The 23,574-nt window shown below is 60.7% G+C and carries 22 protein-coding genes; 5 read left to right on the top strand and 17 right to left on the bottom strand.

Translation table 11 applies throughout. From position 1 onward, the window contains the following. Window position 1: 1 nt before the first annotated feature. Genes ruvB through ruvC form a run of 3 tightly spaced genes read right to left on the bottom strand, consistent with a single transcriptional unit; the run spans window position 2 to window position 2,197 of the window. Window positions 2–1,021 carry a Holliday junction branch migration DNA helicase RuvB gene (gene ruvB, locus ACR0JA_RS07035; protein ID WP_480571981.1) on the bottom strand — a complete coding sequence of 340 codons (1,020 nt, stop codon included), beginning with the start codon at window positions 1,019–1,021 and terminating at the stop codon, window positions 2–4. A 4-nt stretch (window positions 1,022–1,025) separates the two neighbouring features. Further along, entirely contained in the window at window positions 1,026–1,703 is a 678-nt protein-coding gene (ruvA, locus tag ACR0JA_RS07030) for a Holliday junction branch migration protein RuvA (RefSeq protein ID WP_480571978.1), read from the bottom strand. Further along, window positions 1,700–2,197, bottom strand: a complete 498-nt coding sequence (gene ruvC, locus ACR0JA_RS07025) for a crossover junction endodeoxyribonuclease RuvC (protein ID WP_480571975.1) — start codon at window positions 2,195–2,197, stop codon at window positions 1,700–1,702. The genes ruvA and ruvC overlap by 4 nt, the downstream gene beginning before the upstream one ends. Window positions 2,198–2,529: 332 nt before the next feature. Between ruvC and ACR0JA_RS07020 the strand changes: the two genes are divergently transcribed. Beyond that, window positions 2,530–2,742, top strand: coding sequence for a DUF1127 domain-containing protein (locus ACR0JA_RS07020; RefSeq protein WP_480571972.1), 213 nt, complete (start codon window positions 2,530–2,532; stop codon window positions 2,740–2,742). 97 nt (window positions 2,743–2,839) lie between these two features. On the opposite strand, the gene ACR0JA_RS07015 is transcribed toward ACR0JA_RS07020, so the two are convergent. The 4 genes from ACR0JA_RS07015 to ACR0JA_RS07000 all read right to left on the bottom strand — a co-directional run bounded on the left by ACR0JA_RS07015 (window position 2,840) and on the right by ACR0JA_RS07000 (window position 7,734). After that, window positions 2,840–3,184, bottom strand: a complete 345-nt coding sequence (locus ACR0JA_RS07015; RefSeq protein WP_480571969.1) for a hypothetical protein — start codon at window positions 3,182–3,184, stop codon at window positions 2,840–2,842. Window positions 3,185–3,281: 97 nt separating this feature from the next. After that, entirely contained in the window at window positions 3,282–4,160 is an 879-nt protein-coding gene (locus ACR0JA_RS07010) for a 50S ribosomal protein L11 methyltransferase (protein WP_480571967.1), read from the bottom strand. Window positions 4,161–4,226: 66 nt separating this feature from the next. Then, window positions 4,227–5,459 (bottom strand): MFS transporter, encoded by a 1,233-nt coding sequence (locus ACR0JA_RS07005; protein ID WP_480571964.1) that lies wholly within the window; start codon window positions 5,457–5,459, stop codon window positions 4,227–4,229. Window positions 5,460–5,538: 79 nt separating this feature from the next. Next, window positions 5,539–7,734, bottom strand: a complete 2,196-nt coding sequence (locus tag ACR0JA_RS07000) for a primosomal protein N' (protein WP_480571961.1) — start codon at window positions 7,732–7,734, stop codon at window positions 5,539–5,541. 88 nt (window positions 7,735–7,822) lie between these two features. On the opposite strand from ACR0JA_RS07000, the gene fsa reads away from it, so the two are divergent. From fsa to ACR0JA_RS06980, 4 genes are all read left to right on the top strand, one after another. Next, complete coding sequence (gene fsa, locus ACR0JA_RS06995; protein WP_480571958.1) at window positions 7,823–8,476, top strand: fructose-6-phosphate aldolase; 654 nt, start codon at window positions 7,823–7,825, stop codon at window positions 8,474–8,476. Between the two features lie 198 nt (window positions 8,477–8,674). Then, window positions 8,675–9,382, top strand: coding sequence for a DUF484 family protein (locus ACR0JA_RS06990; RefSeq protein ID WP_480571955.1), 708 nt, complete (start codon window positions 8,675–8,677; stop codon window positions 9,380–9,382). Further along, window positions 9,379–10,299, top strand: coding sequence for a tyrosine recombinase XerC (locus ACR0JA_RS06985; RefSeq protein ID WP_480571953.1), 921 nt, complete (start codon window positions 9,379–9,381; stop codon window positions 10,297–10,299). The genes ACR0JA_RS06990 and ACR0JA_RS06985 overlap by 4 nt, the downstream gene beginning before the upstream one ends. A gap of 76 nt (window positions 10,300–10,375) precedes the next feature. Next, entirely contained in the window at window positions 10,376–11,083 is a 708-nt protein-coding gene (locus ACR0JA_RS06980) for a CDP-alcohol phosphatidyltransferase family protein (protein ID WP_480571950.1), read from the top strand. 3 nt (window positions 11,084–11,086) lie between these two features. Here the strand turns inward: ACR0JA_RS06980 and ACR0JA_RS06975 are convergent, their stop codons facing one another. The 10 genes from ACR0JA_RS06975 to ACR0JA_RS06930 form a co-directional block, all read right to left on the bottom strand. Continuing rightward, window positions 11,087–11,545: a hypothetical protein gene (locus tag ACR0JA_RS06975; RefSeq protein WP_480571947.1), complete on the bottom strand. Its 459-nt coding sequence runs from the start codon at window positions 11,543–11,545 to the stop codon at window positions 11,087–11,089. A gap of 75 nt (window positions 11,546–11,620) precedes the next feature. Next, window positions 11,621–12,076 (bottom strand): methylated-DNA--[protein]-cysteine S-methyltransferase, encoded by a 456-nt coding sequence (locus ACR0JA_RS06970; RefSeq protein WP_480571945.1) that lies wholly within the window; start codon window positions 12,074–12,076, stop codon window positions 11,621–11,623. A 79-nt stretch (window positions 12,077–12,155) separates the two neighbouring features. Continuing rightward, window positions 12,156–15,065 carry an isoleucine--tRNA ligase gene (ileS, locus tag ACR0JA_RS06965; RefSeq protein ID WP_480572396.1) on the bottom strand — a complete coding sequence of 970 codons (2,910 nt, stop codon included), beginning with the start codon at window positions 15,063–15,065 and terminating at the stop codon, window positions 12,156–12,158. Between the two features lie 165 nt (window positions 15,066–15,230). Then, the gene (locus ACR0JA_RS06960; protein ID WP_480571942.1) at window positions 15,231–17,918 is read right to left on the bottom strand and encodes a DUF2339 domain-containing protein; all 2,688 of its coding nucleotides are present in this window, start codon (window positions 17,916–17,918) and stop codon (window positions 15,231–15,233) included. Window positions 17,919–18,016: 98 nt separating this feature from the next. Continuing rightward, window positions 18,017–18,496: a DUF2269 family protein gene (locus ACR0JA_RS06955; protein WP_480571939.1), complete on the bottom strand. Its 480-nt coding sequence runs from the start codon at window positions 18,494–18,496 to the stop codon at window positions 18,017–18,019. Then, entirely contained in the window at window positions 18,496–19,812 is a 1,317-nt protein-coding gene (locus ACR0JA_RS06950) for an SDR family oxidoreductase (RefSeq protein WP_480571936.1), read from the bottom strand. Before ACR0JA_RS06950 ends, ACR0JA_RS06955 begins: the two co-directional genes overlap by 1 nt. An 84-nt stretch (window positions 19,813–19,896) precedes the next feature. Then, window positions 19,897–20,607, bottom strand: a complete 711-nt coding sequence (locus tag ACR0JA_RS06945) for a VIT1/CCC1 transporter family protein (RefSeq protein WP_480571933.1) — start codon at window positions 20,605–20,607, stop codon at window positions 19,897–19,899. Between the two features lie 54 nt (window positions 20,608–20,661). Beyond that, window positions 20,662–21,651, bottom strand: a complete 990-nt coding sequence (locus tag ACR0JA_RS06940; RefSeq protein WP_480571930.1) for a YcjF family protein — start codon at window positions 21,649–21,651, stop codon at window positions 20,662–20,664. Then, a complete protein-coding gene (locus ACR0JA_RS06935) occupies window positions 21,644–22,099 on the bottom strand; it encodes an N-acetyltransferase family protein (RefSeq protein WP_480571927.1) in 456 nt (151 codons plus the stop codon). Before ACR0JA_RS06935 ends, ACR0JA_RS06940 begins: the two co-directional genes overlap by 8 nt. Then, on the bottom strand, window positions 22,096–23,511 hold the full coding sequence (locus tag ACR0JA_RS06930; protein ID WP_480571924.1) for a YcjX family GTP-binding protein: 1,416 nt from the start codon (window positions 23,509–23,511) through the stop codon (window positions 22,096–22,098). The genes ACR0JA_RS06935 and ACR0JA_RS06930 overlap by 4 nt, the downstream gene beginning before the upstream one ends. Window positions 23,512–23,574: the final 63 nt, after the last annotated feature.

Genomic DNA, 23,574 nt, shown 5'->3' with positions numbered 1-23,574 from the left:
TTCAACCAAACAGATCGCTTTGCCCCTTGGGCGCGGCCATTCCCAAATGTGTCCAAGCCTTTTGCGCCAGCATACGGCCCCGAGGCGTTCGCTGAATCAACCCCTGCTGCAACAGGTATGGCTCGATCACCTCTTCCAGCGAATCCCGGCTTTCCGACAGCGCCGCCGACAGCGTCTCGATCCCAACAGGACCACCAGCGTAGTTCTCGGCGATCAGCTTCAGGTACCGACGGTCCGCACCGTCCAGCCCCAGATTGTCCACCCCCAGTCGGGTCAGGGAACTGTCCGCCAATTCACGCGTTATTCGTCCGTCACCTTCGACGATGGCAAAATCCACCACCCGCCGCAGCAATCGCCCCGCAATCCGAGGTGTTCCGCGCGAACGCCGGGCGATCTCTCGCGCACCTTCGTCATCTGCTGGTGCGCCCAGCTTGCGGGCATTGCGGGTGACGATCTCGTGCAATTCATCCACCGTATAGAATTGCAGACGGGTCGGGATGCCGAACCGATCCCGCAACGGCGTCGTCAAAAGCCCCATCCGCGTGGTCGCACCAACAAGGGTGAAGGGCTGCAACTCGATCCGCACGGTCCGCGCCGCGGGACCCTCGCCGATGACCAGATCGAGCTCGAAATCTTCCATCGCGGGGTACAACACTTCTTCGACCGCCGGGTTCAGCCTGTGAATTTCGTCGATGAACAGTACATCGCGCGCCTCAAGATTGGTCAGGATCGCCGCCAGATCACCCGCTTTTGCCAGAACCGGCCCCGAGGTCATTCGGAAATTGACGCCCAATTCCCGCGCCATGATCTGCGCCAACGTCGTCTTGCCCAAACCCGGAGGGCCATGGAACAGCGTATGATCCATCGCTTCGCCGCGCTGACGGGCGGATTGGATGAAAATACGCAGGTTGGCCCGCGCCTCAGCCTGACCAATGAATTCATCCAGTCCCTGCGGGCGCAAGGCACGATCATTGTCTTCTGGCAAAGGATCGGGGCGCAGGGCGGGATCAGCGTCTACCATTCAATCACCCTTTCGGTGCCAGCAATTTCAACGCGGCCCGGATCAGTTCCGCTTCACCCGCATCCGGCAGATTGGCCGCAGCTTCGGCCACAGCAGAGGCCGCCTCGGACGGGCCATAACCCAGATTGGACAGCGCCGACAGGGCACCGGCCGACGCCGCGGCGGAACCCGTCGGCGTCCGGCGCGCAGGCTTGGCTGCGGGCGCGGGTTCGGGCAGTTCGACCACCTCGGGCACGGGGCCGTCGGTCGCCTCGACCACTGTGCCGCCCATGGCCATCACGCCCGGAGCCTTGTCTTTCAGGTCCAGCACGATCCGCTGCGCGGTCTTGGGACCAACGCCTTTTGCTGCCTTGACGGCCCCCCAGTCGCCCAGCGCAATCGCGCGGCTGACACCATCCGGCCCCAGCGCGCTGAGAATGGCCAGCGAGACCTTGGCGCCAACCCCTTGCACCGAACACAGCAGGCGATGCCACTCTTTCTCAACCAGCGACAGGAAGCCATAAAGCTGCATCAAGTCTTCTCGCACGACCATATCGGTGTAGATCGCCACCGCCTCGCCGACGCCCGGTAACGCAGCCATGGTCCGGTCCGAGCAATAGACGAGATAGCCAACCCCACGCACATCGATCAGGACGTGATCCGCCGCGCGGTAGTCCAGCCGCCCCGTCAGTTTTCCGATCATGCCCGCACCTCTTTCAACTGCACCTGCGTTGTCTTGCCGTAATAGGCATGACAAATGGCAATTGCCAACGCATCCGCCGCATCGGCCCCTTTGGGCTGACATCCCGGCAATTGCAGCTTGACCATATGCAGGACCTGCTCTTTTTCCGCGTGCCCGACGCCAACAACGGTTTTCTTGACCCGGTTCGGCGCGTACTCACCTACCGGCAACCCCGCCTGAGCCAGCGTCAACAAGGCCACGCCGCGCGCCTGACCCAGTTTCAGCGTACCTGCCCCATCCTTGTTCACAAAGGTTTGCTCAATCGCCGCCTGATCCGGCTGATGCTCGGCGATCACCTCGACAATCTGATTGTGCAGGGACAGCAGCCGTTCGCCCAAGTCATCGCCGTCGGACTTGCACAGACCGTTGGCGACGTGGCTCATACGGCTGCCTCGTGATTCGATGACGCCCCATCCCAGGGTCCTAAGCCCCGGATCAATGCCCAGAATTCGCATCTTTTGCCTCGGCCTGCTCGGGTTTTTGTGACCTTTTTACCCGATTAGCACGAAGCGTGAACATTTTCCAAGGAAATTGCAGCCGCGCCCAAATGCGACACCACTATTCCGCCCGCGACACCACGGACAAATTGCGACAGCAAATGGCACGAAATCGACCCGATTATTAAGGCGATTTCACTATAAATTTAAGGGACCTACAGGTTTTTTGAGCATTGCAGAAAACGCATAGGACACATGCAATTTCTGCGCTTGAACACGATCGCACACATCACTAACTGCCGGGAAGATCGAAAGATCAAACGCTAACACAAACCAGAAGGAAACAGGATATGGCTGCACTGGATAACACCCGCATCGCCACTGGCTCGTTCGGCCTCGTCGGCCGTATCGGCGCAAATTTCGCATCGGTCGCACAGATGGTTGCAGACTGGAACAACGCCCGCGTTACCCGCAACGCGCTGAACGGCCTTACTGACCGCGAGTTGAGCGACATCGGCCTGTGCCGTGGTGACATTGAACTGGTCGCCGAAGGCCACCGCTGAGGCGCAACAACGCCACTCAACCAAGTGGAAATGAAAAGAACACCGCTTGCCCAAGGCAGGCGGTGTTTTTTTACGCCCGGTCAAAAGATCGAGAAAATCAGTACCAGATTTTGGCGATTTGTGCGGCCAGGAACTGGGAAACCGGCTCGGACTGCATGATCCAGGCACCGGCAACTTCGACCTCGGTGCCCTCGCTCAGCGCCGCGACACGTGCGTCATAGGCGGTTTCGCCCAAATTGAACAGCAACAGTGACTTGAACCCGAAAAAAGCGACCAGGCAAACCAAGAGCACCTTGGCAGGGATCGCCGATCTGACACGCTGCGGTTTCATCACCACCAGTCCATCCGGACGCATGGTGGCGCGATATCCGCGGCTTAGTTTTTCATGTTTCTTGTTCAGGCGCGATACGCGCTGACCAAACTCCAGTTGTTTTTCCATCATGGCAGCCTCCGAAAACCGCCCCCCGATTCATCCAATTACGGTAGAAGCAGAATGCGACGAATCCGTGGCGTAAATCCAGAAAACTCCTGTAAATGGCCTAATTTTCGCCCTGTTTCGTTAAGATTAGCGTCGTCCATTCACCAATGGCGTTTCTGGAATGCGGATTGAACGCGTTTTGTAAATAAACGGACAGCACGTCATCGGCCTGTTCATTCAATATCCCCGAGAGAATCGCCTGCCCACCGGGGCGCAGATTGGCCGAAATCTCAGGTGCAAGGGCGACCAAAGGTCCTTTCAGGATATTGGCGAAAATCAGATCGTAGGGCGCATGTGCCTTCAGATCAGGGTGATCGAAACCCGCCGCCTCGACGCATCGAACGGCACCGGACATGCCATTTGCCTTCAGGTTTGCCTCGGCCACGTCGACCGCCACCTGATCAATGTCGCTTGCGATGATATCTCCGTCCCAGACGCGCGCTGCTGCCATCGCCAAGACCGCCGTGCCACAGCCGATATCTGCCACGCTTGAGGCGCTGAAACCTTCGTCAAGCAGCGTGTCCAGCGCCTTGAGGCATCCAAGCGTTGTGCCATGGTGTCCGGTGCCAAAGGCCATCGCGGCCTCAATCAGCAGCGGGATGCGGCCCTCGGGCAGCTTGTCGGCGTCGTGGCTGCCGTAGACAAAGAAACGCCCGGCCTCGACGGGGGCAAGCTCGCGGCGCACATGGGCCACCCAGTCGGTTTCAGGCAGTTCCGACACCACAAAAGGTTTGGCGTCGAACGCCGCGGCCAGAACAGCCAGCGCAGTTTCATCCGGCGTTTCGGTAAAATAGCCACCCACTTCCCACAGGCCCGATCCGTCTTCGACCTCGAACACGCCGACGCCGGTCGGTTCCGGGACCAGACGCTCCATCGCTTCACCCAGGCCCTCGGCGGCCTTCTTTCCGGTCAGCGTTGTCAGCGCGGTGAATGTGGGCATGTGGGCCTCCTGTATCCGTTGACACAGCGCCTATGGCGCCGGCCCGCCAAGGTCAAGCATTCGCGACTATTCAGCGGGTGCCGGAGCGTATTTCGAAAAGACCGTTTCGTTCCCGGGCTCAGGATAGCGCGGGATCAGCAGCGACAACACCAGAGAAACTACCGCCATCGCAGCAGCCAATCCAAAAACGGCACCGGGCGAGACGACCCATAGCAGCCCCAGCAGCGCTGGCAGGAAAACGGCGGCGATATGGTTGATGGTGAATGCAACCGCTGCGGTAGGCGCAATGTCGGCAGGATCGGCGATCTTCTGAAAATAGGTTTTCAGAGCCAGCGCCAGCGCAAACAGCACATGGTCAATCACATAGAGGATCGCGGCCAAAAGGACCCCCCAACCGAACCAGTAGATGCCGCCATATGCGGCGAAGACAATCGCCAGACCTGTATATTCGAAGATCAGCGTGCGCCGCTCACCAAACATCGAAACCGCTTTGCCCAGCAGCGGGGCGGCCATCATGTTGATCATCAGGTTGATCATATAGAGGCCCGTCAATTCATGTACGTCGAACCCAAAGCGCTCCACCATCATGAAACCGGCGAACACGATAAAAATCTGACGCCGCGCACCGGCCATGAACTGCAAGGCGTAATACAGCCAGTATCTGCGGCGCAGCACGATTTTCTTGGTTTGCGGTGTCGGGGCGTCGAACTGGGGAAAGGCAATCAGGCAAAACAACGCCAACAGCGCCGTAACCCCGCCTGTGGCCATGAATACAGTATTGTAGGACAGATCGAACCGATCCCACGTCAGCACGATCAGCCCGTAAACCACCATGGTCGAGGCCGACCCCATCGCCACCAGCCACCCCAATACCTGCGGCGCGCGGTCTTTTGGCAGCCATTGCAATTGCAGCGACTGGTTCACCGTTTCGTAGTAGTGAAAGCCGATCGAGCTGAACAGTGTCACGAACAGCAACCCGCCCAGGCTGGGGAACCAGGCCGTTACGGCGGTTGCAACACCCAGCATGATCAAAGAGATCATCGCCAGAACCTGCTCGCGGATAAAGATGATCACAGCGATCACGCCGACGGCCAGAAAACCCGGGATTTCACGCACCGTGTGCAACAGGCCGATATCAGCCCCATCAAAATTCGCCACTTCGATGACAAAGTTGTTCAGCAGCGCGCTCCAGCCGTTGAACGCAATCGGCATGGTCATCGCCATCACGAACAAAAGCGCAATGGGGCGGCGCCAGAATGGCAGGCTTTGCGCCTCGGACAAGGGCATGGGTTTCAGCATGAGACCCCTCTACGCCCATTTTTGCACTTTGGCGATAGGCAAGATCGCAGCGCACAATGGGTCTGCATTGATGCAGAGGTCAATAAAAGCTCTGCGGGTCGATATCGACGGTCAGCCGCAGTTCACCTTTCAAACGCAACGGCGCAATCCAGCGGGCGATGGCGTCCTGGATCGGCGCTCCTTTGGGTGCTTTGACCAACAATCGCACGCGATGCCGCCCACGTATGCGCGCAATCGGCGCCGGTGCGGGACCGAAGACCTGCGCCCCCACATCGCGCAGAGCTGCGTCATTGCGGGCCATAGCGTTGCCAATATCAAAAACCGGGCCGACCTCGGGGCCGGACAGCACGATACCGGCCATACGTCCGTAAGGTGGCACACCAGCAGCCTGCCGCCCGGCGGCTTCGGCGGTCCAGAACCCCTCCTCATCGCCGGATAAGATCGCGCGGATCACGGGATGTTCCGGCTGAAAGGTTTGCAACAGCGCCTGCCCGGGCTTGTCCGCCCGACCGGCCCGACCGGCGACCTGCCGCATCAGCTGGAACGTCCGCTCTGCCGCCCGCAGGTCAGCGCCATGCAGGCTAAGGTCCGCATCGATCACACCGACCAGCGTCAGCTTGGGAAAGTTGTGCCCCTTGGCGACCAATTGCGTACCGATGACGATATCCGCGTCGCCCGCAGCAATTTCTTCGATTTTGGCTTTCAACGCCCGCGCCGATCCGAACAGGTCAGAACTGAGCATCGCAATCTTGGCGTCGGGAAAGGTTGCCTCGGCCTCTTCGGCCAGCCGTTCGATGCCTGGCCCAACCGGGGCCAGCTTGCCCTCGACCTCGCAAGACGGACAGGCCTCGGGCATCGGCTTTGTCTCACCGCACTGATGACACATCAGCCGTTTCAGGAACCGGTGTTCCACCATCCGCGCATCGCAATGATCGCAGGCGATCTGCTCGCCGCAGGCCCGGCACAGCGTCACCGGCGCATAGCCCCGGCGGTTGATGAACAGTAGCGATTGTTCGCCCTTTTCGATCCGCTGGGTCACGGCCTGCCGCAGTGACGGGGAAATCCATGTCCCCGGCTGCATTTGCTCGGCGCGCATGTCGATGGGCTTCATCTCGGGCAAGACCGCCGCGCCGAACCGCGAAGTCAGGTCCAGCCGTTCGTACTTGCCCGCCTCGGCATTGGCCCAGCTTTCCAGCGAGGGCGTCGCGCTGGCAAGAATCACCCGCGCCCCACAGATGGCCGAACGCAGCACGGCCATATCCCGCGCGCTGTAATGCACCCCGTCTTCCTGCTTGTAGGAAGTATCGTGTTCTTCATCGACCACGACCAGCCCCAGATCACGAAACGGCAGGAACAGCGCCGACCGGGCCCCGACGACCAGCTGCGCATCGCCCTGCCCGACCATCCGCCAAACCCGGCGGCGTTCCGTCATGGTCGCACCCGAATGCCACTCGGCGGGCCGCGCGCCAAACCGCGCCTCGACGCGGGTCAGGAATTCTGCGGTCAGCGCAATTTCAGGCAGCAAGACCAGCGCCTGTCGCCCCAAGCGCAGGGCCTCGGCCACCGCCTCAAGGTAAACCTCGGTCTTGCCCGACCCTGTCACGCCTTTCAGCAGCGTCGTGCCATAGTCACCTGTCTGCTGCCCGGCCTGAAGTCGAGCGACAGCGGTTGCCTGATCCTCGGTCAGTTCCTTTCCGGGCAAATCGGGATCAAGATGCGGGTAGGGCAAATCTCGCGGACTATCCTCTTCCCGAACAGCGCCAAGTTTGACCAAGCCTTTGACAACGGATGAGGTTACGCCAGCCTGTTCGGCCAGCTCCTTTAGCGTAAAGGCCAAGCCGCCATAGTCGCGCAACACCTCAAGCACGCGCGTACGCGCGTCGGTCATCCGATCCGGCTCCGCGCTACCCAGACGGTATACTTTGCGCATCGACGGCGGATCGCCCAACCCTGGTGCGCGCGTCGCCAGGCGCAGCATTGCTGGCATCGGCGTCAGCGTGTAGTCGGCCACTTTCCCAAGAAACACCCGCATCTCTTCGCGCATCGGCGCGACCTCAAGCACCCGGATCACCGATCGCGCTTTGGCCAGATCAAATCCACCCTGCCCCGGTCCCCAAACCACGCCCAGCACCTTGCGCGGCCCCAACGGCACCTCGACAAACGCACCCAGAAAGCACCCACCTTCCGGCGCTTTATAGTCCAGCGTCCGGTCCAGCGGTTGCGTAGTTAGCACCGCAACCAGCTCTCCTTCGTCGAAAAATCCGTTAGCGCTCACGGTATATCCTTCGCAGGGGGTTCCAGCATGGGTCTCTTTGAGGTAAAGCCATCCGCGACCAAGGCCAACCCATCAAAGGACTGCCCTCATGAAATTCTTCGTAGACACAGCCGAGATCGATGCCATCGCCGAACTGAATGATCTGGGCATGGTGGACGGCGTGACCACCAACCCTTCGCTGATCCTGAAATCGGGCCGCGACATTCTGGAAGTGACCAAAGAGATCTGTGATCTGGTCGACGGTCCCGTGTCGGCCGAGGTGGTCGCAACCGAGGCCGACGACATGATCGCCGAAGGCCGCAAGCTGGCCAAGATCGCTCCGAACATCGCGGTCAAAGTGCCGCTCACCTGGGCCGGTTTGAAAGCGTGCAAAACGTTGACCGACGAAGGCCAGATGGTCAACGTGACGCTATGCTTCTCGACCAACCAGGCGATCCTGGCGGCCAAAGCAGGCGCAACCTTCATCTCGCCCTTCATCGGTCGTCTGGACGACATCAACCTCGACGGCATGGACCTGATCGCTGATATCCGTCAGGTCTATGACAACTATGGATACGAAACCGAAATCCTCGCCGCATCAATCCGGTCGGTGAACCACGTGACTGACAGCGCCCGTATCGGCGCGGACGTGATCACCGCACCTCCGGGCGTGATCAAGAAATTGGCGGACCACCCGTTGACCGACAAAGGGCTGGAGGCCTTTTTGTCCGACTGGGCCAAAACCGGTCAGAAAATCCTCTGACCCCTATCGCTGGCGCGCGGTGCCGTCAGGCACCGCGCCCGGCCCAACTGCAAGATGCCGATCTCTGATCGGTGATTTGCAGGCGGGAGCGTTTCCGGCACAGTTCAGACGAAAACCACCTTTACGTGCATTTTTCCCAAGGCAAATCCGGCAAGGCGTGTTATAAGCCGCCAAAACAAAAAAACGACCGGACGGGATATGAGCAGCAATCCGAAACTCAAGGACAATCTCCGCGCCGCGATTCTGGCTGAACCGGACGCCGTGCTGGATGACAAGGACCTGATGCAGGCGCTGGTGGCCGCCAACGAACAGGCACGTGGCGACAACGTCATCGACCTGCGCGGCATCGCGATGCAACGGCTCGAAGCACGGCTGGACCGGCTCGAGGACACGCACCGTTCGGTCATTGCCGCCGCCTATGAAAACCTCGCCGGAACCAACCAGGTTCACCGCGCGATTCTGCGCCTGTTGGAACCGGTTGAGTTCGAGGATTTTCTGCGCGCCCTGGGCAACGATGTCGCCGATATCCTGCGCGTTGACCACATCACTCTGGTGCTGGAGACAACCGTCAAACAGGGCGATCCGGCGGTAGACACTTTGGGGGGCGTTCTGACCATCGCCGAACCCGGCTTTGTCGATGCCTATTTCACCCACGACCGAAATGCCCCCGCGCGCGAGGTCGTGCTGCGCGAAATCAAGCAGCCCAGCCCCAGAATTTACGGCGAGAACGCCGGTCAGTTGCGGTCCGAGGCCTGTCTGAAGCTGGACCTGGGCGAAGGCCGGCTACCCGGTATGATTGTCATGGCAGCAAATGATCCGCGTCATTTCACCCCGCAGTTGGGCACTGACCTACTGGCCTTCTTCGCTGGCGTGTTCGAACGCTCGATGCGCCACTGGCTGTCGTGAGCCTGATTTCCCCGGCCTGCCGCGATGCCTTGCAGCATTGGCTGGACAGTCTGGGGGCACTGGCCGGTCGGTCTGAAAACACCCTGTCAGCCTATCGGGGGGATGTGACCGAGTTCCTCTCGTTCATGACCCTGCACCACAGCGCGCGCCAGGGGCTGGCTGCGTTGGCGCAGATAAGCGTTTCTGACATGCGGGCCTGGATGGCGGATCAGCGCGGCCACGGCGTCGCGGCCAGATCGCTGGCGCGCAAACTGTCGGCCGTCAAAAGCTTCTATCGCTGGCTGGCCGAGCGTGAAGGGTTTGAACCGACTGCCGTTCTGTCAACACGCGCACCCAAATTCACCAAGAAACTACCCCGCCCGCTGGCCGAAGACGCCGCACGGGCGATGATCGAAACGGTCGAGCTTCAATCGACCTCGGATTGGGTCTCGGCCCGGGACGTGGCGGTTGTCACGCTTTTATACGGCTGCGGGTTGCGCATATCCGAAGCGCTCTCCTTGAACGGCGCAGACGCCCCTTTGCCCGAGACCCTGCGCATTCTCGGCAAGGGCGGCAAGGAACGGATCGTTCCCGTCATCCCCGCTGCCCGCGATGCAGTCGATCGCTATCTCCGGCTTTGTCCGCATCCGCAAACCGCAAACACCCCTCTGTTTCGCGGCGTTCGCGGAGGCGCATTGAATCCAAGTGCGATTCAGGGCGTGATGGCTAAGGCGCGTATGCAACTGGGCCTGCCTTCAACTGCCACGCCCCACGCGATGCGGCACAGTTTCGCCACCCACCTGCTCTCCGCCGGGGGTGATTTGCGCGCCATCCAGGAACTGCTGGGCCACGCGTCGCTATCCACAACGCAAACCTATACCGCTGTCGACACCGCCCGGCTGATGGAGGTTTACAACCGCGCCCACCCCAAAGCCTGAGCAAGTTGGCCAGGCAGATATTTCATCTTCGGCTTTTTGCTTTGCATCTTTGGCCGCGTTCGTACATGACACCTGCATGACACTCAGATTCAAAGCTCTTTCCGTCCATCTCTTCACCGCAACAGGCGCCGTATTTGCGATGCTGGCCATGCTGGCCGCAGTCGAAGAGAAATGGAGCCTGATGTATCTGTGGCTGGTGGTATCGTTCATCGTTGATGGAATCGACGGACCGCTTGCACGCCACTACCACGTCAAGAAAAACGCGCCAGAGTTTGACGGGGTGCTGCTGGATCTGATTATCGACTATCTGACTTATGTGTTCATCCCGGCCTTTGCGCTGTTCAAATCCGGCCTGATGGACGGCTGGACCGGCTGGTTTGCGATCATCGTCATCACATTCGCAAGCGCCATGTATTTCGCTGACACACGCATGAAAACCAAGGACAACTCGTTTTCCGGCTTTCCCGGCTGTTGGAACATGTTCGTGATCGTCATCTTCGCGCTAGAGCCCAATTTCTGGGTCATCCTGCTGCTGGTGACTTTACTGTCGCTGGCGATGTTCCTACCGCTGAAATTCATCCACCCGGTCAGGACCGAGCGTTGGCGCTCGGTTTCCCTACCAATGGCTTTTGCGTGGACATTCTTTGCTGGTTGGGCCGCCTGGGTCGATTTCCACCCTGAAAGCTGGGCGCATTGGGGTTTGGTTATCACCAGCCTCTACCTGACTTTTGCAGGCATCGCACAACAGGCGATACCCGCGCGCGCAGCCCGCGCATCGCTCTAGGGGTTACAGGATTTCCTGAACTTCGAACTCGGTGCCGTTATGAGTGAATACGTCGCCTTGTTGCAGGCCCGCCATCGCCAGGTAGATCGGGCTTTGGGTTGAGATGCCCATATAAGTCTTGCCATCCACCTCGAACCGCGTGGTCGATACGCAGACCACAAAGCGTCGATTATTGAACTTGATCACTGCCCCAGGCCGTACTGTGTCGGCCAGGCTGAAATCGGTGTTCTCGATCACGTCGATCTTGGCGTGATGGGCGTGAACCGGCGCGTCAAAAGCCGCCGCCAGATCGGCGTTTTCGCGCGATGCCGCGATATCGTCCTTGTCGTGCCCTTCGCGGTCGTCCAGTTGCGAATCCTTCAGAAAGGCATCGTAATGCGCCTGCGCTGTGGCCAGTTCCTGTTCCTCAAGCGACATCAGGCGGTCGATGATTTCCTTTTTCCGGGCGGCAAGGTCGGTCATGCGATACGTCCTTCAAATTCACGTTTTCATACAGGTTGGGGCCGGACTTGCCTGATTGCAACCAGTAAGTTGAGTTCAGATCAACAGGCTGGCCGCACCTTCGTGACGCAGCAGCGCCACCTTTGTCTCGACCCCGCCATCCCCGGAAAAACCGCCCAGACCGGTTGCTGACAGCACCCTATGGCACGGAATGATCACCGGAATCGGATTTGCGCCGCAGGCTTGCCCAACCGGCTGCGCCGGCTGATCTAACTGCTTGGCAATCTCGCCATAAGTCAACGTCTCGCCAAACGGGATGGCGAACATGATGTCGCAGACCTGCCGCAGAAATTCCGACCCCGCCACGCGATACGGCAGGTCGAACCGTTGCAACCGGCCCGCGTCATAGGCCCTCAATTGCGCTGCGGCCTCGGACAACAGCGGTGTGTCGGGCGCATCATCGTACCCGTCCCACACAAGGCGCGTGATGGCCCCGTCTGTTTCTTCGACACCCAAGCGGCCAAACTGAGTTTCTACGGCGATCATCGGCATGGCCTTACCGTTTCAGATCACCGGGACAGGGGCAAGCGGGAAAGAAAAACCCCCGGCGCTTGACCGGGGGTTTGCTGAGTCAGCCCAGTGCTTCGTTACAACGCCCGCAAACCCCCGGATGCGCGTGCAGCCCCACATCGGGCAGGATCTTCCAACACCGCTGGCACTTCTCGCCGTCGGCCTTTTCAAAGATCACTGCGACGCCTTCGATCTCGGGCACCCGGAACGCTTCTGCCGGGGCCGGGTCGCCGGTCACGGACAAGCCCGAAGTGATGCACATATCATCGACGTCGAAAGTCGCCAGCAGATCACGGGTTTCCTGATCCTCAACATGCACAATCGGTGCAGCCTCAAGGCTTGACCCGATCACCTTATCCTGACGCTGCACCTCAAGAGCAGCTGTCACGGCCCGGCGGACGCGCCGGACCTTTGCCATGCTGGCTTCCAGTTCTGCATCGCGCCACGCGGCTGGCGTTTCGGGGAAATCCACCAGATGGACCGAGCTGTCATCGCTTGGGAAACGCTCAAGCCAAACCTCTTCCATGGTGAAGACCAGAACCGGCGCAAGCCATGTGGTCAGTCGGTGGAACAGAATGTCCAGAACCGTGCGTGCCGAACGACGGCGCAGGCTGTCACCGTCACAATACAGCGCGTCCTTGCGGACGTCGAAGTAAAAGGACGACAGGTCAACCGTGGCAAAGGTGAACACCGCGCTGAACACGCCCTGGAAATCAAACGAGGCATAGCCGTTGCGCACTTGTTCATCCAGTTCCGCCAGACGGCTGAGCACCCAGCGTTCCAGTCGCGGCATGTCTTGCGGATCAACCCGGTCGGCCTCGGTGAAATCTGCCAGCGAGCCGAGCATGAACCGCATCGTGTTGCGCAGCCGGCGATAGCTGTCGGCGGTCCCTTTCAGAATCTCCGGCCCGATCCGCTGGTCGGCGGTATAGTCGGTCTGGGCCACCCACAGACGCAGGATATCGGCGCCGTATTGCTTGACGACTTCTTCCGGCACGATGGTGTTGCCCAGCGACTTGGACATCTTGTTGCCCTTGGCATCCAGCGTGAAACCGTGCGTCACCACGTTGCGGTAGGGCGCACGCCCCTTGGTGCCACAGGCCTGCAGCATGGACGAATGGAACCACCCGCGGTGCTGGTCGGTGCCTTCCATGTAGACGTCCGCGATGCCGTCCTCGGTGCCGTCCTCGCGGTCGCGCAGAACAAAGGCGTGGGTCGAACCTGAGTCGAACCACACGTCCAGCACGTCGAAGACCTGATCGTAGTCCTCGGGGTTGGCGATGCCGTCCAGCACCTGTTCCTTGAACCCGTGGGTGTACCAGATATCCGCGCCATCCTTTTCAAACGCCGCCTTGATACGGGCGTTAAGGTCTTCGTTGCGCAGCAGGTAATCCGCGTCGGTGGGCAGAGCACCTTTCTTGGTGAAACAGGTCAGCGGCACACCCCAGGCGCGCTGGCGGGACAGCACCCAGTCCGGGCGGGCCTCGATCATTGAATACAGACGGTTGCGACCCGTCTGCGGGGTCCATTTCACCAGCTCATCAATCGAGCGCAGGGCGCGTTCGCGGATGGTATCCCCCATCTCGCCCATGCCGTCGTCCAGCTTGCGGTCGACCGAGGCAAACCACTGCGGCGTGTTGCGATAGATGATCGGAGCCTTCGAGCGCCACGAGTGCGGATAGCTGTGCTTTATCTTGCCACGCGCCAGCAGCCCGCCGACCTCGGCCAACTTGTCGATAACGGCTTTGTTCGCGTCACCTTCGCCGCCCTTGCGGGACAGGATGTATTTGCCGCCAAAGAACGGCAGATCAGCGCGGAAGCTGCCATCGTCCATCACATTATAGGTGATGACTTGCTCGAGCATCCCCAGATCGCGGTACAGCTCGAATTCCTCCATCCCGTGCGAGGGAGCGCAGTGGACAAAACCGGTGCCTTCGGTGTCGGTCACAAACTCCGCCGCGCGGAAGTCGCGGATGTCGTCCCATTCGCCATTGCCACCTTCGGCCCCGGCCAGAGGGTGGGTCAGTTGGATCTTGGCCAGATCCTCTTGAGTCACATCACACAGACGGCGGTACATGGAGTCGTCCAAACGCGCGCGGGCAAACACATCTGCCGCACGGTCGTCGGCCAGCAGATAACGTTCACCGATCCGCGCCCAGCATTCTTCAGGGCGTCCGGTGATTTCGTACAGGCCATAGGAAATGCCCTCGCCGTAAACCACAGCCTTGTTCGAGGGCATGGTCCAGGGCGTCGTCGTCCAGATCACCACATACGCGTTGTCCAGAGTCACGTCCCCGGTATTCACGACCTTGAACTTCACCCAGATGGTGAAGCTTTCCTTGTCGTGATACTCGACCTCAGCCTCGGCCAGAGCCGTCTTCTCGATCGGCGACCACATCACGGGCTTGGACCCCTGATAGAGCGTGCCGTTCATCAGGAACTTCATGAATTCGTCCGCAATGACCGCCTCGGCATGATAGTCCATGGTGATGTAAGGATCAGGCCAGTTGCCGGTGATGCCAAGACGCTTGAATTCCTCGCGCTGGACGTCGATCCAACCCTCGGCGAACTTGCGGCATTCCTGACGGAAATCGACGATGTTCACCTCGTCCTTGTTCTTGCCCTTCTTGCGGTACTGTTCCTCAATCTTCCATTCGATTGGCAGACCGTGGCAGTCCCAGCCGGGCACATAGCGCGAGTCGAAGCCCATCATCTGATGGGACCGGACGATCATGTCTTTGATGGTTTTGTTCAACGCGTGGCCGATATGCAGGTGGCCGTTGGCATAGGGCGGGCCGTCATGCAGGGTGAAAGGCTTTCGGCCCTCTTTCTCGCGCAGGCGGTCATAGACGCCGATCTTCTCCCAGCGCTCCAGCCAGGCTGGTTCGCGCTTGGGCAGGCCTGCGCGCATGGGGAATTCGGTCTTGGGCAGGTTCAGCGTGTCTTTGTAGTCAGGTGTCTCGGCGCACATTGGGGGCGTCCCTTGGATGGTCTTGTCGTCGTGTGGATCGAAGCGGTCAGTGCGATAACTCAAGCACCTTTGCCCGGCGTCTCGCGATATCAGAGCGCCGGGGACATAATTCGAATAATGATGGCCAGACGGTCATACATGGCGGCGCTTATAGGACGCCCGCCCTCAATGGTCCAGAGGTTCCGGGCCCTGCGGCGAATGGCGCAGCTTGGCCCAGCGATTGAGCCATGCAAGTCCCGCCAGAGCGAGACCCAAAGCCAGCAAAGAGAAGACGCGGATCAGCCCGCCCAGACCCGCTATGTCAATCAGGAACACCTTGGCCACAGCCATTCCGATCACAACAAGCCCAGCCTTGCGCATCAGGTCCGACTGTCGCGCAAGCGATTGATAGAACAGCCCGGCGCCGATCAGCAGCAACGTAAGCGTATAGGTATAAAGCTCGGGTTGCGAAACTCCGTTACCCTCGAACATACCACCTGCGCCCTGCCAGAAATGCCGGATCGCAAGCCCCAGCCAAACCGCTGCCAGCAGAATAGCAGCGCCATAGCTGATCTGACGCAGCAAGACAGGGCGCGCAGAAATGCGCCAGGCGGTGAACCCAATGGCAATGGCAGGCAGCAGATAAGCGACTGCCAGAGTATTCAGGACAGGCGGCCCAAGGACCGGGTCGGCCAAACTGTTCAGAACAGGGTTCGCTTCGGTCAGCGCCAGACCCAGACGGAACAAGCCGTGGGCCGCAAAGAATGCGGCCAACACATAGCGCGCATAGTTCAACCACCCTTTCAGAACGAACCTCTGTACCTGTGCGAATGCCAGCAACAGCCAGATCACCGCCAACAGACCCAATCCCCAATGGCTGTCTTCTGCCCCGCCTTCACCAAACCCGGAAAGCCAGCGCAACAGCAAGAGCGACAACAGAATACCCCCGGTGGCCCAAGCTGCGCTTTCAAGCAAAAGCTTTGCGATCGGCCGGTCCAATGGCACCAAGATCCGCCATGCGACCACAAAGCCAAGAGTTGCTGTGCCGTAGACCAAGGTCATCTCGGCAATTGGTGCGGTTTCGGCCCAGTGCAGCCCGGGGTTCAGGACCAACCGGACCGTGATCGTGAAGACACCTGCCCAGATGAACCAACTCATCGGCGGCAGCGTGAATTTCCGGTCCAGCGCCGCCGCGGCAAGCACGGTCACCACCAGCGCAATTGTCAGCGCAGCTGAACTGAGCACGATGACACATGCGAAGGTCAGGCAGGACAACGCAGACAGGGCGGCCAGCGACGCCCGCATTCGCGCGGTGCCATCTACGCGCGCAAAACGTTCGGCCAGCGCGACCATCAGCGCAGACAGCAAGACCGCATGCAGAGCCCAAGGGTATGCACCGATCACCTCTGCCGGATGCCAACCGACCTCAACCGCGATGGCCAGGACAGGGGCAAACACTGCCGCCGCTGCGGCCCAAACCACGGCAAAGCGCCCGCCGTCAAAGGACCTGAGCGCGGCGCAAACGGTGATTAAGGTTCCCAGGGTGGCAAGCACGGTGACAACCCAAGGGTAATCCGCCTCGGCGGTCTCGGCATAGGTGGCAGCAAATTCGAGAAAGACCGGGCCATGATCCAGGCCCTGCATCAATACGACCCAGACAAGCGCCAGCGCTGGCAGCAGGGTGACGTCCTGCAAAGCCCGCGCCTTACGCGCCCACAGGATCAGGGCAAGCGCCAGACCGGTGATCAGAGAGATACTCAGCCAGAACTCGCCCTGCGAATCCGGCCAATGAATCGACAATATTCCGCAGGTGACCGCAACAGAGGCGAACGCCAAACTGGTTGGAAAGTACGGCCACGGATCGCCCGCCTTGCGCCTGACGATCTCAGACATCATCGGCCCCGCATGATCGGGCCAGAAACGGCGCGCGGGGATCGCGATGGCAATCAGCGCGAGCGCTGTGGCAAAGGTCAAATAACCCGGTTCGGTCGACGGCGACGACAGCACCAGCAGCAAGGCCGAAGAATAGGCCCCGACCAAGGTCAGCACCGAAATCCAGGCCCAGCGACGCACCGTATCGATGCCCAGACCCAACACCGAAATGACAAAGAAATAGCCATATAGCCAGGTGGGGTTGTCCGACGACCCTCCGACCACAAAGGGGGCCGCATAGGCACCGATCAGACCAACCGCCGCCAGCAATGGTCCGTGGAACCAGCCCAGCACCAGGCCGACCAGCGCGATGAGGATCATCCCCGCAAGGCCCATCTCGGGACCGATCAGGTCGTAGAGCTGACGCGCGGCCAAAACGCCACCGAACAGCGTCACCAGACCAGCGCCCGAGAAAACGGACGGGATATAGGCAGTGGCCGACGCATCGTCGTCGCCGAACCGGCGACGCACGATTTCTCCGGCGATGATCAGCGCTATGCCAAATGCCAACGCCGCCACGACCCGCGCTGTTGGCGGCAGCAGACCATTTTCGACACCGTATTGAACCAGAAAAATTCCGGCCAGCGCCAGAGACAGGGCAGAAACCGCATAAAACCAGTTCTCACGCATCCACGCACTGAACCGACCAAACCAGTCTGGTTTGTCTGCTTGCTTTGCGGCTGCGACCGGCGGTCGCTCAAGCTTAGTTGGTGTGACTGGCGCGGGCCGCTCTGCTGGTTTTGGCGGCGCCCAGGGTCCGGTTTTGTCTTTCTCGGTTACCGATTCTCGGACAGGCTCGGGCTCATCGCCTTGCAACAGCGCAACCTGCCGTTCCAGTTGCTCGACCCGGCGGCGCATCCGCGAAAGGCCGACCAGCAGGACGACGATCGAAACCGGTATGGCCAGAACGATAAGAACAACTAGAACAAGCAGCGATTCCAAGTGATACCTCCGGTGCGCACGCCAACTTTAGCCCGGAGCAAAGGGCACGAACAGTCTGGAATTTCAGCCGTTTTTAGCGCATCGCAGCGGCCGTCGCGTCAAAACACCGTGATATCAGGGCGCGCCAACATCAGCCAGAGGATCGCAAGAACCGCCATGAAGGCAGGAATGCCACAGGCGAACCATATCCGGAACAGCCGGTCATAGTCGGTCGGCAGCGCAGAGCCCTGCAAGGCAGCCTGTCCGGCAAGGTCGCGCAATCTTATCTGTATCCAGACAACGGGCAGCCAGAACAGGCCGGTCAGCACATAGAGCGCCAGCGACAGAACGATCCACCCCTCGGTCAGCGACCACCCCAGTCTCCAGGCCAACAAAAGACCGGTGACCGGTTGCGCCACAACCGCCGTTGCCGTGAACAGAAGGTCTGCCAGAACCACAATCCCGGCGGTATGCGCAATCAGGTGCGGATCGCAGCTGCGATGGGCCATCAGCATGAAAAAGGCGATACCCGCCCCGGTCCCCAACAGTACGCAGGCCCCAATTACATGCAGCCAGCGCAGAATCAGGTCAGGGTCCATCATCGACTCTCCAACATCGCGCGTGCGGTCATCGCCAGCATGACCAACGGGACAACCTTGACCAGCGGACCCAAAGGATCGGCCCACAATGCGGGCGTCACAACAGTTGCAGCCAACAGATAGAAAACCGCCACGCCGGCCTGGGCCAGACACGCGCGCGCCGCCCAAGGTCGCCACAGCATCAGCAGACCCAGCGCCATATCAACCAACGACCAGACCACAACACTGGCCCGCGCCATCCAGCCCGGCCAGCCGACATCTGTCAACACCTGCGCGGCCGCAGACAGATGCACCAACCCAATGACCCCCGACATTACCCAGAACAAGCTGAGAGACGCGATGACAAGCGGCATCAGCAAACTGATCCGTGCCGCCAACCGGTGTTCGCGCGTGCAATCCAACCGCTCGTATATGGCCTCCAGCGATGCCAACGACCGACAAGATGCGCTAGTGTACGGTTCGGGGTCACCGGTCACACCCTGCGCCATAACCGTCATGGCGGTGCTGCGCAGCGGTGATCTCCACCCCAGACGACCCAACAGGTCCGCCGGGACGGCAATCAGCTTGGTCAAAACAGCGGGAACTTTGATCACAACGCGGGCCGCAGGAAATCCCAGCCACCGGCGCGTGAGCGCAATGACCTCGGACAGCGGCTGCGGCGATTCCTCGACCAGATCATAGCTTCCCTGCGGTAACCGGTTTTGCACCGCGTCGACGACCGCGCGGCAGAGGTCCCCCATCCCGACGCATTGAACTGGTGTATTGGGATAGGCCACCGGCTGCACATAGGGTACTGCCGACAGCATCCGAAGCAGCGCGGTCCCGCCATAGTCGCTCTGACCGATCACAAGACCGGGTCTGAGAATCCACAAGTCTACTCCGCTGGCGCGCAAAGCCGCGTCGCCCGCTGCCTTGGTGCGCATGAAGGCGGTCGACGCATCCGCCTCGGCCCCGATTGCCGAGACCTGAACAATCGCCACTCCTTGCTGGACGCAAGCCTGGGCGAGTGCAGCGATAGCGACGTGATGCACGGCCTCGAGGTCATCCTCACCCCCGTCTTGCAAAGCCCCGGCGCAATTGACGACCATATCGATTCCGGACAGCGGTTCGCGCCAATCTTCGCGCCCGCTCATCACGCGCAGGTCGCCCTGAATCTGACGGATCCCTGGCAGCACTTTCTGACCAGTCGCCTTGTTGCGTACCAGCCCGGTGACGTTGAAACCTTCGGCTCTCAGCGAACGCGAAACGGCAGCGCCGGTGAAGCCGTTAGCCCCAAGCACAAGAACGTTTTTTGCCCTGGCCATTTGATCCGGCATGGTCGTCTGATCCCGTTTTCCGCACCCTAACGGATCACCGATCCAAGGCCAGCGCCATCCGCCGCTCTGCGACAACGGGACCATTCAGGGATGAAACAACGATCCGACGAGATAGGCGATCGACGCCGCAGCCCCGCCGATCAGCGTGGTTTCAATCGCCGACCTCCACCAAGGCGCCAGCGACCAGCGGCTTTTCAGCGCTCCGATGGCAAAGAATACACCCATCGTCATGCAGGCTGAGATGGCAAAGGCGTTCTGGACCGTCATCAAAAAGGGAAGCAACGGGATCATACCCGCCACCAGAAACGCCAGAAACGTCGCCAAAGCAGCCTTGTACGGGTGTGGGTCGACGCTGCCTAACCCGTATTCACCTTCGATCATCAGGTCGATCCAATTGTCATGATTGGCGGTGATGGCATCCGTCGCCTCGTCCAGCACACGACCAGAAAGGCCCTTTTGAAACAGGATTTCACGCACCTCGCGCCGCTCACCATCCGGGAAAAGACGGATATGCCGTTCCTCGATCGTGCGCAGACGGCGGATGTTGTCCAGTTCTGCCTTGGTGCCCGAATAATTCCCAGCCGCCATGGAAAACCCATCGGCCAGAACGTTCGCCAGCCCAAGCGCCACGATCACAAAGGGCGACAGGCCCGCACCAGCCACCCCGGCGACAATGGCGAAGGTGGTGACCGAGCCATCGATCCCGCCATAGACCACATCGCGCAGCACACCCCGGCCCGGCGGTGCGTTGATGCGGGCGGCGATATCCTGCTGGCTGTGGCCGTGTTCGGTCATGGCTGGCTCCGCCCTGTTTATGCAGGGCAGGCCAGATCACCGCATTGCGGCAGATCAAGTTTTGGAAAACAAACCGCTGAGCGCGCGTTTGACCATCCCACGGGTGGAGGGCTTGTGCCGCTCCGAGAACGGCAGGGGGCGGCAGACCTCCATCGCGGCAACGCCGACGCGGGCGCTGAGCGCACCGTTCACCAACCCCTCGCCAAAGCGGCGGGACAGCTTGCTGAGGACCGACCCGCCCAGAACCGGTTCCAGCAGGTCATCACCGACGGCAACCGCTCCGGTCGCGACAAGGTGAACGAACACCGCGCGTGTCAGGCGCCAACTGCCAAGAAAACCAGCCCGGCCGCCGTAGATTTCAGCCACTCTGCGGATCATGCGCAGGGATGCTGCCAGGGCCGTGACCACATCGGCAAGGGCCAGCGGAACCAGCGCGGTGACCGTTGCCACTTGCCGTGCGGCGGCTTCGACCTCGCGGCTTGCAGCGGCGTCCAGCGGCGCCAGGATTTCATCCTCGGCCAGTGTCAGCAGCGTTGCCGCATCGAATTGTTCGTTGATACGCTCCTGCGTACGTTCCCTGCCCCAGCGTGTCTCGTCGCGCCCCTTGTAAAAGGCGATCAACCGGTTTGTGACCGTGCGCGCCTGCGTCAGATCATCCTCTGCCAGTGCAGTATCGGCAGCGCGTCGCAACCCATCGACGCGCGAAAGCCGCGCGATCGCAGCCAGTTCTCGCATTGCAATGATCAGTGCGACCAGGACCAAGGCTGCGAACATTCCGGTGACGACCCATCCCAGAATGGGCGCGCGGGCAACCAATGAAGTTGCAAAATCCCACGCGGCGACCGAGACCACTGCGCCGATCACCGCCAGCGCCAGCCCCCAGAACCAGCGGGACAGGACCGAGGGTTTGCGGGCGACGAACTGCGCGGCGGCCTGCATCGCCTGCCCCTGTGGCGGCGTAATATCGGGCACAGGCGGCGCTTCGGCTACATCCGCAACCGGGTCGTCCGCATCGAGATCAATCAGAACCGGACCCTTAGCCATGCTTACCCTCATTGCTGCGCCAGACGTATTTTATGTCGGGCAGGTTTTCATCATTCTCTGCGCCGTCGCTGCGGGCCGCCTCGGCAAATCCGTTGCGTTCGTAAAACCTGCGCGCGCGCGTGTTGGCCTGAAACGTGAACAGCGAGAGTTCCGCCCGATCAGCCTTTGCCGCGTCCAGCAAACGCTTGCCAATGCCTTGCCCGCGCGCTGCTTGGTCAAGGTAGAGTGAGTGAATCTCATCCCCGTTCCGCGCCAGAAAACCCACGATGCCCGCCGCTGCCTCAGCGACGGTCACCCAGTTTTTGTCGATCATCATCCCGCAGAACGCGATAGTTTCCGCGCGTGAATGCAGCTCGGGCATCCAATGGTGTTCCCGTGCGAAACCATGCAGTATTTCACCGATAGACCCGGCGTCGGTACTGCGAGCGGGACGAAGCGTGACGGTCATAGCCTGTCTCCGATCAAGAACTGCGCAGCGCGATCCAATCGGATATGCGGCGGGCCGTCGCCGGGGCGCAACGACAGTTGCGACGGTGCAAACGCCATGAACCCATACTCCGCGTCCAGCCAGGCCTCGGCCCCATCCCGCGCCGGGCCCAGCAGCTGCGAGGGGTCCTCGGGCAACTGGCCCGGATAGAACGCTGCCTGCTTGTTGCTATCCAGCAATGTGCCACGTACGCAGGGCAGTTCAGCACCGTTATGGCTGCGCAGCTCCTCGGTGGTTGCGCGTAATGACGCCAGCGACAAAGCCGCCGTTTCAGCACCCGCGAACTTTGCCCGATCGCGGGCGTCTCGCGTCAGCGCCTCGATAATGGCGGTCAGCCGAGGGTGCTGCAAATGATGCAGATGATCTGCCTTGGTGGCCGCAAAAAGGATGCGTTCGACCCTTTTGCCCAACAGCAATTGGCTGAGCCAAGCGTTTCGACCAGGGCGAAATGCCGACAGAATATCCGCCATTGCATGGCGCATATCCTCGACCGCCTGCGGCCCCTTGTGGATCGCGCCCAGCGCATCGACAAGAACGACCTGCCGGTCGATGCGGGCAAAGTGATCCCGGAAGAACGGCTTGACCACTTGCGACTTATACGCCTCGTATCGCCGTTCCATCTCGCGCTGAAGCGATCGTCTGCGCGAAGGGCCTGATACCGGCAGCGGCGCGAATGTCAGCACCGGCGAACCAGCCAAATCACCAGGCAACAGGAACCGCCCTGGCGTGCAGTCATAGAACCCTGCTTCGCGGGCGGCCACCAGATAGTCGGTAAACCCGCGCGCCAGTGCCTGCGCGGTGGGCTCGTCATGGTCGCTTGCCGGATCGGTCGATTGCGCGGCGGTCAGATAGTTGTCAGCCTCGGCCCGGTCATTGATGCGCGACAAGGTTTCCTGCGACCAGTCCGCATAGGACTTCTCCAACAAAGCAAGGTCCAGCAGCCACTCGCCGGGATAGTCCACGATGTCCAAATGTATCTTGCGCGGCCCTTGTAGGCCCGACAACAACCCCGCGGGTTGCACCTTGAGCGACAAGCGCAGTTCCGACACCGCGCGGGTGCTGTCGGGCCAATGAGGCGATGCGCCCGTCAGCGCGGACAGGTGGGATTCATAGTCAAACCGGGGCACCGTGTCGTCAGGTTGTGGCTGCAAATAAGACGCGGTTATCCGCCCCTCTTGCTGGGCAGCAAGCCCGGCCATCCTGCCGCGATCCAGCATGTTTGCTACCAGCGAGGTGATGAACACTGTCTTTCCCGACCGCGCCAGACCCGTGACGCCCAGACGGATGACCGGCTCAAAAAACGTCTCGGACACGCTGTCGCCGATCGATTCAACGCCGCGCACAAGACTGTCTGCCAGTGATGAGATGACCAATCTGTCGCCCCGCAATTTTTCGTTTCGCTCAAGATAGGTAGCCGGTCGCGCACATGCCAGAGC

It is taken from the genome of Ruegeria sp. AM4 (assembly GCF_056540665.1).
The sequence above is the reverse complement of the archived record's forward strand: the minus strand, read 5'-3'. Positions and strand labels throughout refer to the sequence as shown.